We start from the raw sequence: 15,179 nt of genomic DNA on the forward strand, positions 1-15,179 counted from the left end.
TATGAAAGGATTTATTTTATCATTTCGGTCAGAATTTTTTAAAAGTCGTAAAACGCTGGGTTTTTGGGCAGCCATATTATTGCCCTTACTTATTTGCCTGCTGCTGTTTATAGGTTTTTACACTAAAAGCGAAGGCATGGCAAGTATGCCCCCTATGATGTTATGGCTGCGGTTTGCCGGCGCTATTTTATCTGTAATGGGCTCGTTGTTGTTACCCATGTTTGTTATCTTTATTGCCTACTCGGTAAATAGTATAGAGCATAAGGCTGATACCTGGAAAAGCTTATTTAGCCTGCCAATTTCACGCCTGAGCGTATACGCCGCCAAATATTTTTATGCCCTGTTCTTGGTATTTTTGTGCCTCACCCTTTTTGTATTGTTTACTATAGGGTTTGGTAACTTACTGAGTTTGGTAAAGCCAGAGCTACGTTTTGATAACTATCACATGGAGGATACGCTGGCTAAGCTTTACTTTAAGCTTTTCTTGTCTTCATTGGGTATATTATCTATCCAGTTTTTGCTCAGCTTATTTTGGTCCGATTTTTTAAAGCCGATGGGGATTGGTTTTGTAGCCACCATTATTGGCGTTATAACCGCGTCAAAAGGCTGGGAATATTGTTATCTATATCCTTACTCACACCCTATTCTGGCTTTAAAATTACTGCCTCATAACACTAATAAAGGCGAGACTCCTCAAATAGTCATTGATCTTTTTACTAAAGATATCCTTGTTGGTATTACTATCTCTGTACTTGTTTTTATAAGCGGATATTTTATTGTGCTTAAAAAGAGCATAAAGTAAGAGGGGATGTGCAAATGTGCAGGTTTTAGATATGCACATTGATCTTGCCTTAAAGAGCCAACTTAAAAAGAGCGCAATGTAACTGTGTAGATAGTACCTACTTTTAGATCCCTTGCGTTATGCTGATTCTCATTCATAACGCTCATCAATGCTTCTTATTTCTTTATTCAGCCTGTTAACATTTTCCTTATCCAGCTAGGACTGGCTTACTCAGTGTATGTGAAACAGTATAGTTGGAAGAAGAGTACTGTGTGGATAGGGAATAGAAGAATATGCAATTCTTCTTTGTAGTGGTGCATAATTGCGTTTCCTGATTAGCAGGTTAAGGGGCTATTATGCTTTCGTTTGGTCAAAATACAAAATCTTGTAAAAACAAAGAAGGCTCCGGGTTATCCGGAGCCTTCGCAATAATATTCAATTGATATTATTTTCTTTTGAATTGAACGCGACGGTTTAATACGCGGCCTTCTTCAGTTGAGTTATCAGCAATTGGGTTGGTTTCACCGTAACCTTTTACTTTAACTTTTTTAGCATCAACTCCAGAGTTAACTAAGTAAGTTTTTACTGAGTTAGCACGGTCTTTTGATAAAGCTAAGTTGTGAGCAGCAGTACCTTCAGATGAAGCGTAACCATCTACTTCAACAGATTTACCAGATGAACGTAAGTCAGCTGAAGTTGCATCTAACACTGGGTAAGATGAAGTTCTTAATACTGAGCTGTCAAATTCAAACTGGATGTTTGAGTAAGCAGTAGCGCTAGTAGTAGCTGCAACAGTATCCGCTTTAGGGAATACGATAACGCAACCTGAACCATCAACTACGCTACCAGCAGCAGTACCTGGACATTTGTCAAATTGATCAGCAACACCGTCACCGTCTGAATCTTTTTTCAAATCGTTAACAGCATTTTCTACGTTGGTAACACGGCCTTTCAAAGCTTCAACTTCCTGACGTAATGCAGCATCGTACAATTCGTCATACATTAAAGCTACCGGGTTAACCCACTCTAAGCTTGGTTTTGATTTTGAACCTAAAGTGAACTCTAAGCCAGCATATCCGTAGCTGTATTTATCTTTGTGTAAATAAGCTCTTTTAACACCATCAAAGTTATCACCATCAGTAAATGTTTCGGTGTAACCTAAGTTTAAGGCAACAACGTCACTTAATCTGAATTTAACACCTGCACCAACAGGGATGATCAGTTCTTTAACGTATTTGCTTGTTCCAGAACCATCAGAATTACCTGAGTGGCCTTCCCAATCAACTACAGTACCGTTTTTGTAGGTAACTTTAGGAGCATACATAGCTAAACCACCACCGGCTGTAACGAAGAAGTTAACTGAATTTTTGCGTCTTAAGAAGTCGATAGTAGCAACGTTTACTACACCGCTTAAAGTACCAGACCAGAATTTGGTTTGGAAAGATTGAGCAGTATAACCTCCACCTTGACCAGGTGCTTTAGAGTTATCACCTTCTACTTTACCACCATGGAAATCCAATTGTAAACCAAAAGAGTGTGCAAGTTGCTCTCTGAATGAAAGGCCGTAACCTAACTGAACTTTATTGTGCGTAAAGTCGTTTGAACCACCAGTTGCAACTGAAGGAGCGGTAGCGCCAACATTTACACCGATGCTAAATTTTTTGTACTGACCTAAACCACCAAATACCTTGGGGGTAGTAGTTTCAGACGACGTTGTAGTTGCTGTGGCTGTTTTGGTAGAATCCGTTTGTGCATTTACGATTCCAACAACCATCAAAGAAGCAAATGACAATGCGACTGTTTTCTTTAATGTAGAATAATTCATAGTTTTTAAGATTAAACGATTTTAATTGTGATTTTTTTCAAATTTAGTAATTATGTTTGAAACCCTGACCAAACATTGTTCCAAAAATTGTAATAGTTATACAAATAAAGAAAAAAAAAAGATAATCAGCAGATAAATATGAAATATCCCGCAATTGATAAATGTTTATTTATTAATAATAGAAAAAATTTCGTCTCAGGAACAAAACGTAACTCCATAGCTATTTTTCATGCGAGTGATGAATTTCCAAGAAGCGGCGATCAATCCTTCCTATTTAAGCAAAATCCCGACTTTTTTTATCTGACAGGTATAGACCAGGAACAGAGCATCCTGGTTTTATTCCCCGATTGTCCTAATAAAGCATACAAAGAAGTACTTTTTTTAAGACAAACCAATGAGCATATCGCTATCTGGGAAGGGCATAAATATACTAAAGAAGAAGCAAGGGCAGCTTCGGGTATTGAAAGCATTTATTGGCTTAGCGAATATGAAACTATTTTGCAAAATATTATATATTATGCTGAGTATATTTACATTAACACAAACGAAAACGACCGGTATAGCCATCAGGTGGCCTACCGCGATTTGCGGATGTTCGAAGCATTAAAAGCAAAATATCCACTGCATAAATATGAACGTTCGGCGGTAATTATGCGCGACCTACGCGTTATCAAATCGCCCATTGAAATAGAATTAACCCGGAAAGCATGTGATATTACCCATGATGCGTTTGTACGTGTGCTGAAATTTCTGAAACCAGGAGTTACGGAATATGAGATTGAAGCCGAAATTACACATGAGTTTTTACGGCAAAGGGCCACCGGACATGCCTATCATCCTATTTTAGCCTCGGGTAAAAATGCCATAGTGTTGCATTATATCGATAATAACCAGGTTTGTAATGATGGTGATGTGATACTTTTTGACTTTGGTGCCGAGTACGCCAACTACAATGCCGATATGAGCCGTTCTGTACCTGTAAACGGGCGCTTTACTGCACGGCAGCGTGCGGTTTATGATGCCGTTTTAAAGGTTATGCGTGAGGCTATCAAAATGATAGTAGCCGGAACTAACTTGAACGATTATCAGGAAGAGGTTGGCAAAATAATGACCAGCGAACTCATTGGTTTAGGCCTGTTGGATAAGCACGATGTAGACAAACAAGACCCGAACGCACCTCTTTATAAAAAATATTTCATGCACGGTACCTCGCATCATTTAGGTTTGGATGTGCATGATTTTGCAAGCCGTTATAAACCATTTGAGGTAGGTAATATACTCACCTGCGAACCGGGAATATATATACCCGAAGAAGGTTTAGGCATCCGCATTGAGAACAACATTTTAATTACCGAGGATGGTAACCGCGATTTGATGGCCAATATCCCTGTAGAAGCCGCGCATATTGAAGAAATTATGAACAGTTAAAAGTAATTTTGACAATTATTTTACAATGAACGCAATTTAGCAACATCTTTCAATTGTTATTGAATTGTTAATTCATCATAAACTATACATAAGTATCTACAAAACTATACAGATTGAATTTTTTATCTTTCAAAGCTTCGGCAACATCGTGCTGAAGCTTTTTCTTATTAATATGTTGTATTAATTTTTGCTGAATCAGTTTGTATGCTTTTTCGGTCAGTGACAGTTCCCTGTGATTGTGCTGCGTTTTTTTGGCGATTTAATGAAATCTGCAATTTTCCGAATTGCTTCCACCTCCAAGGCGATCCTGATCCTGTAGTCCAGTAACAATCCAAAATTAAAAGGCGGAGTTGGGGCAATAGCTAAAACTGTTATTTTGCTACTATTCACTAAACGCACCCGATGGCCTAGTTATACCAATTATGGGCGTGTTTTTGCCTAACTTTAGGTTTCTTAATAATTCCCACTTCCTTGTTGGTTATTTTCAACAATGGTTTGGGCTCAGCAAGGTCATGAAAGCTGTTACTTATCAGAATTAATATACTTACCCCTTACTTAATTTAAGTGTTGTTTATAATTATATAATATTAAATAAGCTTGTTTTAAATGTCGTAAATGCTACTTTTGAGCACTAATAATTAAAGCCTGCTCATATATTTAACCTTATTATCCAATGAAAAAAAATCTTTTAATAATTACCTGCCTGTTTACGCTTTTTGGCTGCACCAAAAATAGCAATACTAATGTACCAACTAATGCAGATCAGAAAAAATCAAATGATTTGAGTATTACTCCCAAAGCTGGTGCTGATAGTTTAAGTAAAACCGATACAACTAAAAATGGAAGAAACAAAATTGTAAATAATGTTTCATGTGCTTATTCAAAAATATACTCATCTCCGTATGCTTCATCTTATTATACGGTAATTGCCAACTTTCCACCTAATACTACCGGAGCATCTGTTGTTATACCAAAGGGCACCTGGCGCGCTGGCGCTTACGCTTTTAATAATCAGGGTGATGGCAACTTGGTAGTTTATAAATTTGCTAGCGGTGAGCCATTATGGGGAAGCAGCAATACCTATGGTAGAAATACCAAGGTTGTGTTACAGCCTGATTTGAACCTGGTTGTATATGATAATGCTACCGGGGTAGGGGTTTTTGAATCCCAAACTTACTATTTCAGATGTGGCGATAAAAACCCAAGGGATACAAAATTGGTATTAACCGTCGACGGGGATTTATCAATCATAGCAGTCGGAAGGGCTACATTTGGCCCGGTAACCGTTACACTTGCAACAACCCGTACTTTTGGTGGTGTACACAGCCCCAATGATGGTAGCTTTTTTAAAGACTACACCACATCAGGTGGTGGCGGTGGCGTTAGCTTTGTTTATTAACCATATTTATAAACCTTTAAAATTAGGTGGTAATTATTAGTTCAAAATACCAAAGCCGGTACTTTAGTTCCGGCTTTGGTATTTTAATAAAACGATGCAAAAAGGGGCTTAATTTAACAAAACCGTATATTCGCTTTTATTAAGTTTTGTTGATAAAATATAGTTCAGTATAAATTATGATGGTTGTTAATACTATCAACTAAACGCACCCAGCGGAATAGTTATACCTAATTACAGATGAGTTTTACCAAACTTTAGGTTTCTTAATAATTCAGCATTTCCTTGCTGGTTATTTTCAACAATGATTTAGGCTCAGCAAGGTCATGAAAGCTATTATTTATCAGAATTAATATACTTACCCTTACTTAATTTAAGTGTTGTTTATAATTATATAATATTAAATAAGCTTGTTTTAAATGTCGTAAATGCTACTTTTGAGCACTAATAATTACATCCTGCTCATATATTTAACCTTATTACCCAATGAAAAAAAATCTTTTAATAATTACCTGTCTGTTTGTGCTATTTAGCTGCACCAAAAATAATAATACTAATGTACCAACTAATGAAGATCAGAAAAAATCAAATGATTTGAGTATTACTGCAAAAGCTGGTGCCGATAGCTTAAATAAGAACGATACAACAAAAAAGGCAAGAAACAAAAGCATAAACGACGTTTCCTGTGCTTATTCACAATCTTATAGTACTAGCCACTGGTCTCCTTCCTATTATACAGTAATTGGCAATTTCCCTGCAGCAGGTGCTCCATCTAACATTGTACCCAAAGGGACGTGGCAAGCCGGGCCTTATGCTTTTAACAACCAGGGAGATGGTAATTTGGTAGTATATGTACACGCTACCGGAAAAGTATTGTGGAATAGTGAAACCTTTCCTAAGACAACCAGGTTAGAGCTGCAAAATGATCTTAACATGGTTTTATATACTGCCAGCGGTCCTGTTTTTGAATCACAGACCTATATTTTTAAATGCGGCACCAAAAACCCCAGAAACACCATGCTTGTACTTACTGTGGATGGCGAGCTTTGCATCATCGCCGATGGGATAAACGGCAACGGATCACTTGCAACAGTAACTTTGGGAGGTACCCGTACCTTTGGTGGTGTGGTTACACCAAACAATGCCTCATTCTTTAAACTGTATACTACGCATCCTCAAGATGGTGGTATCAGTTTTGCCTATTAATCAATTTAATTCCTCCTGTATTTAACATATTAAAAAGGGTGGTAAATATTAGTACAAGACAACAAAGCTGGTATCTTAAGGCCGGCTTTGTTGTTTTATGCTGGTACTTCCTTCAGGAGCAATTATCAGCTTAATTCCTCAAAACCGTATATTTGTTTTTTAGCGTTGTTAATAACGGATAGCCGCGTATAAACCATGGCTCCGGTTTAATATAAAATATCATTACCCATTTGAAACCCTCTATACTCATTACCTTTGATTCCTTAAAACGTGCAACGTCGGGCATGTTTTTTTTTGAAAGAAGTTTAGGAGAGGAGCTCCTGAAGCAGAATCAAAATCGCTTCGCCATATTTGGATATTTGCACAAAAAATCTATTTATTGGTTTCAACAGCTTGCAGGTATTATTTTGATGTCCCCTTTGCATAAGGTCTTTCTCCCGGCATATAAACAGTTTGATCTGGTACATTTTACCAATCAGTATTGTAAATTAACACCTGCGCGGGTAAAAGCAAAAAAAGTGCTTACTATTCATGATATGAACCCGGTTCATGAAAAAACACGCTCACCTGCACGTTATAAAAAATACTTAAATCGCTTGGGTGGTTATATAGATAGCTGCGATAGGATAGTAACCATATCTAATTTTGTAGCAGGCGATATTGTTAAGTATTATCCGCAAGCCGCCAGTAAGCTAACGGTTATTTATAATGGTGCCGATAAACTTGTTTTACCGCAACATCATGAACCGCCGTATAAACCAGCGCGTAAATTTATATTTACCATTGGTAGCCTCGCCCCCAAAAAGAATTTTCATGTTTTGCCGGCTTTGCTGAATGATAATGAGTTGGAACTGATCATTGCCGGTAAAATAACCGACTATCAGCTGCGAATAATGGAGGAGGCGAGTAAGCACAATTGTACCAGCCGGGTAAAGTTGATTGGTCTGATCAGTGATGACGATAAGGCATGGTATTACAAAAATTGTGAAGCTTTTGCATTTCCATCCATAGCCGAAGGTTTTGGATTGCCCGTTATTGAGGCCATGCACTTTGGCAAGCCTGTTTTTTTATCCAGGTACACCTCCCTGCCAGAAATAGGCGGCGATGCGGCCTGGTATTTTGATAGCTTTGAGCCCGAAACGATGCGGGCAACTTTTGCCAAAGGTTTGGAAGAATATACATCTAATAATATGGAGACAAGTATAACGCAGCATGCCAATCAGTTTAACTGGGAAAAAACAGCTCAACAATATCTCGATCTGTATACCGATTGCCTGGGCTTGTAATCACTAAATCTATATCAAATTCTATTATTGTATTTTTGTCTGCCTGTACCCGTTATTTTAATAAAGTAGATGCCAGTAATTGATCATAAAGAGATAAAGCATATTTTAATCAGCAGGATTGACGCCATTGGCGATGTGGTGTTGCAGTTGCCTACCTGTATTTATTTAAAACAATTATACCCTGATGTAATCATTAGTTTTTTGGGTCGAACCTACACTAAACCCATTATTGACGCTTGCAGGGCCATAGATCATTTTATTGATTATGATGAACTAAAATCTTTATCAAAAAAAGAGATAGCCACGCTGTTTAAGGAGAAAAACATTGATGTCATTGTACATGAATTCCCAAAAAGCCAGATTGCCGAAGCCGCTAAAATGGCGGGCATCAAAATAAGGATAGGGGCAACCAGTAAGATCCACCACTTTTTAAATTGCAACAAGCTAATCAAATTAAACCGGGCGGAGTCAAATTTGCATGAGGCGCAGCAGGATATTTATATGTGCGGACCGCTTGGAGTTAGACATATACCCACTATTGGCACTATTGCCCACTACTATAAAAGTAATTTTAAACCGGTGGTTGAGTTACCGGCTCAATTTAAAGTCCTGTTGACGAATGATAAATTTAATTTGATCATCCATGCAAAATCAGGTGGTAACGGGCGCGAATGGGATATGGACAATTTTACCGAATTAATTAAACGTTTACCCGAAGATAAATTTCGTGTTTTTATAACCGGTTCAGAAAAAGAGCACGAGCTATTTAAAACCTGGATACCTCAATTACCGGCTTCGGTAATTGATTTAAGCGGAAAAATGGATCTTAATCAATTTATAGCGTTTATATACCATGCCGATGGCTTGGTTGCCTCTGGAACCGGCCCGCTGCATGTTGCTGCCGCTTCGGGTATTTATACGCTTGGTTTATTCCCGGTTTCCAAATCAATCAATGCTACCAGATGGGCTCCGCTAGGTATAAAGGCCGAACATATAGAAAGCAATTCCGACGACCTGAGCAACATTTCTGTTGATATAGTTAAAGATAAAATTGAGGGCTGGCTGCAATAAGCAGTGCTAATAGCCTTTAATAAACTATTGTTCTATTTTTGCCGTATTGATATATGCTATATAAAAGTTAAATGCCAATAGTTGACAACAAAAAAATAACCCACATTTTAATAAACAGGATTGATGCCATGGGCGATGTTGTGCTCCAGCTGCCTGCCTGTATTTATTTAAAACAGCTATATCCAGATGTGATCATCAGTTTTCTGGGGCGCAGTTATACCAAACCTGTTATAGATGCCTGCAAGGCTGTTGATCATTTTATCAATTATGATGAGCTTAAAGATTTATCAATAAATCAAATAGCCGGTATTTTTAAAGAAAAAGCTATTGATGCCATTGTACACGAGTTTCCGCAAAAGCAAATTGCCGAAGCCGCAAAGAAGGCAGGTATAAAAATCAGGATAGGGGTAACAAGCAGAAACTATCATTTTTTTACCTGCAATAAACTAGTAAGACTAAGCCGCAGACGGTCAGACCTGCACGAAGCACAGCAGGATATTTACCTGTGCAAACCGCTTGGTGTTACACATGTACCAACACTGGGCACTCTTTCCAATTTGTTCAAAGGGAATTTTAAACCAATAACTGAGCTGCCTACAAAAATTAAAGATCAGTTGAAAGATGATAAATTCAATTTGATTATTCATGCCAAATCAAACGGGAATGGTAAGGAATGGGATCTGGATAATTTCACCGCGTTGATTAAGCTTTTACCCGATGATAAGTTCCGGGTTTTTATAACCGGTTCACAAAAAGAACATGAGCTTTTTAAAACATGGATACCTCAATTACCTGTATCAGTAATTGATTTAAGCGGAAAGCTGACGCTTGATGAACTCATAGCGTTCATATACCATGCCGATGGCTTGCTGGCTTCCGGAACAGGACCGCTGCACGTGGCTGCAGCTTCTGGGATATATACCTTAGGTTTATTCCCTATTACGATAGGCATACATGCCACCCGCTGGGCTCCACTGGGCGTAAAGGCCGAACATATAGAAAGCGACTCTTACGATCTGAGCAGTATTACCGTTGATATGGTTGCTGAGCGGATAAATGGCTGGCTTGGCAAATAAATAGTAATAAGATAAAAACCGGTTTCCGTCGATGTAGCCGATTACCCTAGTCGATGGGTACTATTAAGTAGGGTGCCGGTTTTACAGAAAGCGTTACCGATAATTTAAATCAAATAACACCACGGGTGATAGTTGGTATAATTCATAACTGAAAATGAACAAGATTAATGTTTTAGTAACCCTTGACTCTGTAAGATACCCGAATACCGGCTTATACCATTTTGGTAAAAGTTTGGGTAGAGCATTAATTAAAGAAAACGACTCCCGGTTTAATTTGAATTATTTTTTTTATCCATCTCCAACAGAATTTGATGAGAGTGATGTTAACAAAATATATTTAAAAAAGCATAACAAATTCTTTTTCCTTAATAGAGAGAGAATTAAGCTTTTTCATTTTACAGATCAGTTTTCCCTGCTGAAACCTAAAAAGGTATGGGGAGGAAAAAAAATATTAACCGTACATGATATTAACCAAAAATATGAAAATATCGGTACCCTGGCATTAAAACAATATCTTGATAAATTAGGCGAACGCATTAATTCTTGTGATCGGGTAGTTGCTATTTCTAACTTTGTTGCCAATGATATATTAGAATATTTTCCTCATGTAAAAAAGAAACTGAGTGTTATTTATAATGGAGCCGATAAACTAATATTAAATCAGGATCATAAACCATTATATCAGCCTCAAAAAACATTTTTATTTACTATTGGAGTTGTGGCAGCGAAAAAAAACTTTCATGTATTGCCGGCCATATTGGCTAATAATGATCTTGAATTGATAATTTCCGGCATATTAAGCCCCTATCAGGAAGATATTATGCGAGAGGCGAAAAAGTACGGATGTGTTGACAGAATAAAACTCACCGGCCCCATATCTGATGATGACAAAGCATGGTATTATAAAAATTGCGAAGCCTTTGTTTTTCCCTCAATTGCCGAAGGATTTGGCTTGCCAGTTATCGAAGCGATGCATTTTGGCAAACCAGTATTCGTTTCAAACTGTACATCGCTGCCCGAGATAGCGGGAGATGCCGCCTATTATTTTAACAGTTTTGACGGTGAGGATATGCAACAGGTATTTAAAACCGGGCTACAACATTTTAAGGAGCATAACCCATCTGAACAAATAATAGCGCACGCCAATAAGTATAACTGGGATAACACCGCAAAGCAATACTTGCAGTTATACCAGGATTGTATTAAAAAGAAGTGATTCGCTATTGCTTAAACATTTTTACAATATGCACAGGCAATGTTAATGGTCTGGCATTATCTTCAACATCGCTAATTTTGTATAATTTTGCGGCTTAACTTTTTAAATGAAAACATATTTCAGACTTCTGTCTTTTGCAAAGCCAATCGGGAAATTTGCTTTTCCATATTTTATTTTAACCTTATTTTCGGTAATATTTAATACGCTTAATCTTGCGTTGCTTGCTCCATTATTAAAAACAATTTTTAACCCGGCTACTTTAGAGGTGGTAAACAAGCCGGTAAACTGGTGGGACCCTTTAAAGGATTTTAATTATTTTGCCTACACCGCCAATCAACATTATGGTCCTTTGGGCGCCTTAAAATTTGTTTGTGCTGCTATTGTTGTATCGGTGTTGCTAAGCAATTTATTCAGGTATTTTTCGCAACGCATTATGGAAAACCTGCGGATTTATACGTTGCTTAACCTCCGGAAAACAGTTTTTAATAACGTAATGAACCTGCATCTGGGCTATTTTAGTAATGAACGTAAGGGAGATATCCTTTCAAAAATATCAGCCGATGTGCAAGTGGTGCAGTTCTCGGTTACCGGTACATTGCAGGTTGCGTTTAAAGAACCTTTTCAACTATTAACCTACCTGGTATTTTTATTTGTTATATCGGTTAAGTTAACTTTATTTTCCATGCTGATCATTCCCGTTTCGGCATTTGTTATATCAAGAATAGTTAAACGGCTTAAAGAGCAGGCTACCGAGTCGCAGAAAACTTACGGTAACATGATCAGTAATCTTGATGAAGCTTTATCGGGGATAAAGATCATTAAAGCATTTAATGCGGTTTCATTTATAAAAGACAGATTTGATCATGAGAACAGGCAATATTCAAGAATAACCCGTTCAATGGCCAAAAGGCAACAGATGGCTTCGCCTGTATCGGAGTTTTTAGGAGTTTTAATGGTGGCTGGGATTGTATTATATGGCGGCTCATTAATTATTAATCATGCTGGTACCTTATCTGCCGATAATTTTATCGTGTACATTGCCATGTTTTCGCAGATCATGAGGCCTGCTAAGGCTATATCGGATTCATTTAGTAATATTCACTCTGGCATAGCCGCCGGCGAGCGGGTGCTCGCCCTTATCGACGAAAAGCCGTTGATAACAGATGCCCCCGACGCCGTGGCAATAACAGATTTTACCAAAAGTGTAAGGTTTGAAAACGTATCCTTCGCTTATAAAAATAAAGTTGAGTTAAATGAAAACGGCGTTGAGACCGAATCTGATAAGTATGTACTAAAAAATCTTAACCTCGAAATACCTAAAGGAAAGACTGTAGCCCTGGTTGGCCCTTCAGGCGGTGGTAAATCAACCCTGATGGACTTGTTGCCCCGGTTTATTGAACCGCAATTAGGCACTATATATATTGATGATAGAGACATAAAATTGGTTACTTCTGAGTCATTACGTGCCTTGATGGGTATTGTTAACCAGGAATCGATATTATTTAACGATACCATTTTTAACAATATCGCTTTTGGCAAAACCAATGTAACGCAGGAACAAGTTGAAGCGGCTGCGCGTATAGCCAATGCGCATAATTTTATCATGGAAACGGATAAAGGCTACCAAACCAATACTGGCGACAGGGGAACAAAGCTTTCTGGCGGGCAGCGGCAAAGAATTTGTATTGCCCGGGCTGTATTAAACAATCCACCAATCATGTTGCTTGACGAAGCTACCTCGGCTCTCGATACCGAATCAGAGAAACTGGTTCAGGACGCATTGAATAACCTCATGAAAAACCGCACATCGCTCGTTATAGCCCACCGCCTGAGTACCATTCAAAACGCCGATCTGATTATTGTAATAGATAACGGAACGGTGGCAGAACAAGGCACGCACCTGGAACTTATGAATCACAACGGAGTTTATAAGCGGTTAATAGATATGCAAAGTTTTAACGCGGATTAAATTGGAGGCATTATTAAGCGAAATCGTATGAACGAGATTTATAAAGTAGCTATTATAATTCCTTTTTATCAAGATAAAATATCTGCTCTTGAAAAGGTGTCATTGGTACAGTTAGGAAAACTTTTATCTCTATATCCCTGTATCGTTATAAAACCTCAAAGTTTAGTTCTAACCGCCGAAATGAAGCAATTTAATTTTACGAAGGTTGAAAGTTTTGACGACAGTTATTTTAAAGATATACAAGGTTATAATGCCTTAATGCTTTCCGATATCTTTTATAGCAGGTTTTTAAAATATAAGTATATATTAATACACCAACTTGATGCTTTTGTATTTAAAGACGAGCTAAATTATTGGTGTGATCAGGGTTTTGATTACATTGGGGCTCCATGGATGCGGGAATATGACTATCCGAATTCTTTCAAAGCCTTAAAGCGGAAAATAAAATATTACTTTTACAGGCGCTTTAATGTACAAGAAAATAATTTCCCTTCAGATAAACAACTTGAAAACCAGGTTGGTAATGGCGGGTTCTCTTTACGCAGGGTACAAGTATTTCATGACCTATGTGTTAACAAACAAAAGATGATCCAGATCTACTTAAATCAAAATAATCATACTTTTAATGAGGATGTTTTTTGGAGTATTGAGGTAAATCGCAAACGAAGGATATTAAAAATACCCAGATGGAAAGCTGGATTGAAATTTTCAATTGAACTGGCCCCGGAGCGTGCAATGAGATTAAATAATAATCAGCTACCATTTGGCTGCCATGCATGGGATAAATATCTTGACTTTTGGCGTGATATATTTAAAGCTGAAGGCTATAATATTTAACTGATTTCTTGAATAATTTATAGAAATATAGGGGTGGAATTCTTAACATAGATTTGCTGTTTGTTTGAATATTGCTTATTTATACTTTACAGCTTATAAAAACAATGTGATGCTTTATAATTTATACCGGATATCAGACGCTGGTAGGGAAAAAGAAAAAATAACAGGTGCTACCAAAATTAATTGCCTCAAAAACTTTATCAGTGTTTTTGGTACTGAGGGGCTATTTGTTTTTGCCGATAACTGCAGTGAGGGCACGATTAAACAAATAAAAGAATTAGGGATAGAGCCTGTTTTAATTAACCTTGGTAATGCGGGGTCATTTAGGCATATTGTTGATTTTGCCCTGGCAAAGTTTAATGACAATGATCAGGTTTATTTAGTTGAAGATGATTACTGGCACCTCCCGGCATCAAAACAGGCTTTGTTGGAGGGCCTAGAGATAGCAGATTATGTAACCTTATATGATCATTCAGACAAATACGTAAGTTTTAGTAAAAAGGGTGGTAATCCGTATGTAACCAATAACAGCGAAAAAAGCAGAGTGTTTTTATCGCATACCTGTCATTGGAAAATATCTAACTCCACCTCCATGACCTTTGCAACAAGGCTTTCTGTTTTAAAAGCCGATAAAGAGGTAATGTGGCGGTTTACACAACAGAATATCCCGGAAGATTTTGGTATGTTTTTGATTTTAACCAGGCAATCGCCTTTTCCATTGTATAAGGCTAAGGTTTTCAGGCACTTGTTTAAGCTGTCTCTTAAATATCTTTTTAACGCTACTTTAAAAAAGCGGGTTTTGATAACGGCGTTGCCAGGGCTTTCAACTCATATCGAAAACGCTTACCTTTCGCCACATACAGATTGGGAAATCATCATTCAGAAATTTGATGAAAATCAGCCCAAATAGCTGAGTATTCGTGGTCGCCGGCAAGGGTAGTTCAGCGCCCTTGGCAAACGACAGAAATGCGGGGGGGATTGAGACGCATTCAAAATGAAATTACTCCAAATGTTCCGGGTGGTTATAAATTAGAAATATTCACTTTTGTACTTATTGATCTGTGCGATTTATGAAAACAAAAAGGCGC

At 37.7% G+C, this 15,179-nt stretch carries 12 protein-coding genes; 11 read left to right on the forward strand and 1 reads right to left on the reverse strand.

Features of this window, described 5'->3' with window-relative positions:
* Window position 1 precedes the first annotated feature (1 nt).
* Window positions 2-802: an ABC transporter permease gene (locus tag BW976_RS19100; RefSeq protein WP_076375725.1), complete on the forward strand. Its 801-nt coding sequence runs from the start codon at window positions 2-4 to the stop codon at window positions 800-802.
* Window positions 803-1,226: 424 nt separating this feature from the next.
* Here BW976_RS19100 and BW976_RS19105 read toward each other — a convergent pair whose 3' ends face one another.
* Window positions 1,227-2,606: an OmpA family protein gene (locus BW976_RS19105; RefSeq protein WP_076375418.1), complete on the reverse strand. Its 1,380-nt coding sequence runs from the start codon at window positions 2,604-2,606 to the stop codon at window positions 1,227-1,229.
* 138 nt (window positions 2,607-2,744) lie between these two features.
* Here BW976_RS19105 and BW976_RS19110 point away from each other — a divergent pair, with 138 nt between their 5' ends.
* The 10 genes from BW976_RS19110 (at window position 2,745) to BW976_RS19155 (ending at window position 15,001) form a co-directional block, all read left to right on the forward strand.
* Complete coding sequence (locus tag BW976_RS19110) at window positions 2,745-4,034, forward strand: aminopeptidase P family protein (RefSeq protein ID WP_076375420.1); 1,290 nt, start codon at window positions 2,745-2,747, stop codon at window positions 4,032-4,034.
* A gap of 673 nt (window positions 4,035-4,707) precedes the next feature.
* Window positions 4,708-5,433, forward strand: a complete 726-nt coding sequence (locus BW976_RS19115) for a hypothetical protein (protein WP_076375422.1) — start codon at window positions 4,708-4,710, stop codon at window positions 5,431-5,433.
* A 483-nt stretch (window positions 5,434-5,916) separates the two neighbouring features.
* Entirely contained in the window at window positions 5,917-6,636 is a 720-nt protein-coding gene (locus BW976_RS19120) for a hypothetical protein (RefSeq protein WP_076375424.1), read from the forward strand.
* Between the two features lie 230 nt (window positions 6,637-6,866).
* Window positions 6,867-7,922: a glycosyltransferase family 4 protein gene (locus tag BW976_RS19125; protein WP_139332351.1), complete on the forward strand. Its 1,056-nt coding sequence runs from the start codon at window positions 6,867-6,869 to the stop codon at window positions 7,920-7,922.
* 69 nt (window positions 7,923-7,991) lie between these two features.
* Entirely contained in the window at window positions 7,992-8,993 is a 1,002-nt protein-coding gene (locus BW976_RS19130) for a glycosyltransferase family 9 protein (protein WP_076375428.1), read from the forward strand.
* A 71-nt stretch (window positions 8,994-9,064) separates the two neighbouring features.
* Window positions 9,065-10,069, forward strand: a complete 1,005-nt coding sequence (locus BW976_RS19135; RefSeq protein WP_076375430.1) for a glycosyltransferase family 9 protein — start codon at window positions 9,065-9,067, stop codon at window positions 10,067-10,069.
* 154 nt (window positions 10,070-10,223) lie between these two features.
* On the forward strand, window positions 10,224-11,285 hold the full coding sequence (locus tag BW976_RS19140) for a glycosyltransferase family 4 protein (RefSeq protein WP_076375432.1): 1,062 nt from the start codon (window positions 10,224-10,226) through the stop codon (window positions 11,283-11,285).
* Window positions 11,286-11,391: 106 nt separating this feature from the next.
* A complete protein-coding gene (locus BW976_RS19145; protein ID WP_076375434.1) occupies window positions 11,392-13,254 on the forward strand; it encodes an ABC transporter ATP-binding protein in 1,863 nt (620 codons plus the stop codon).
* Between the two features lie 180 nt (window positions 13,255-13,434).
* Window positions 13,435-14,091, forward strand: a complete 657-nt coding sequence (locus BW976_RS19150; RefSeq protein WP_139332352.1) for a DUF5672 family protein — start codon at window positions 13,435-13,437, stop codon at window positions 14,089-14,091.
* 109 nt (window positions 14,092-14,200) lie between these two features.
* Window positions 14,201-15,001: a hypothetical protein gene (locus BW976_RS19155; RefSeq protein WP_139332353.1), complete on the forward strand. Its 801-nt coding sequence runs from the start codon at window positions 14,201-14,203 to the stop codon at window positions 14,999-15,001.
* Window positions 15,002-15,179 lie beyond the last annotated feature (178 nt).

This window comes from Mucilaginibacter lappiensis (assembly GCF_900155965.1).
Classification (GTDB): domain Bacteria; phylum Bacteroidota; class Bacteroidia; order Sphingobacteriales; family Sphingobacteriaceae; genus Mucilaginibacter; species Mucilaginibacter lappiensis.

Coding starts and splice junctions, on each gene's coding strand:
- BW976_RS19120 (WP_076375424.1), top strand. CDS start 5,917: ATGAAAAAAAATCTTTTAATAATTACCTGTCTGTTTGTGCTATTTAGC.
- BW976_RS19110 (WP_076375420.1), top strand. CDS start 2,745: ATGAAATATCCCGCAATTGATAAATGTTTATTTATTAATAATAGAAAA.
- BW976_RS19145 (WP_076375434.1), top strand. CDS start 11,392: ATGAAAACATATTTCAGACTTCTGTCTTTTGCAAAGCCAATCGGGAAA.
- BW976_RS19100 (WP_076375725.1), top strand. CDS start 2: ATGAAAGGATTTATTTTATCATTTCGGTCAGAATTTTTTAAAAGTCGT.
- BW976_RS19135 (WP_076375430.1), top strand. CDS start 9,065: ATGCCAATAGTTGACAACAAAAAAATAACCCACATTTTAATAAACAGG.
- BW976_RS19105 (WP_076375418.1), bottom strand. CDS start 2,606: ATGAATTATTCTACATTAAAGAAAACAGTCGCATTGTCATTTGCTTCT.
- BW976_RS19155 (WP_139332353.1), top strand. CDS start 14,201: ATGCTTTATAATTTATACCGGATATCAGACGCTGGTAGGGAAAAAGAA.
- BW976_RS19115 (WP_076375422.1), top strand. CDS start 4,708: ATGAAAAAAAATCTTTTAATAATTACCTGCCTGTTTACGCTTTTTGGC.
- BW976_RS19130 (WP_076375428.1), top strand. CDS start 7,992: ATGCCAGTAATTGATCATAAAGAGATAAAGCATATTTTAATCAGCAGG.
- BW976_RS19150 (WP_139332352.1), top strand. CDS start 13,435: ATGAAGCAATTTAATTTTACGAAGGTTGAAAGTTTTGACGACAGTTAT.
- BW976_RS19140 (WP_076375432.1), top strand. CDS start 10,224: ATGAACAAGATTAATGTTTTAGTAACCCTTGACTCTGTAAGATACCCG.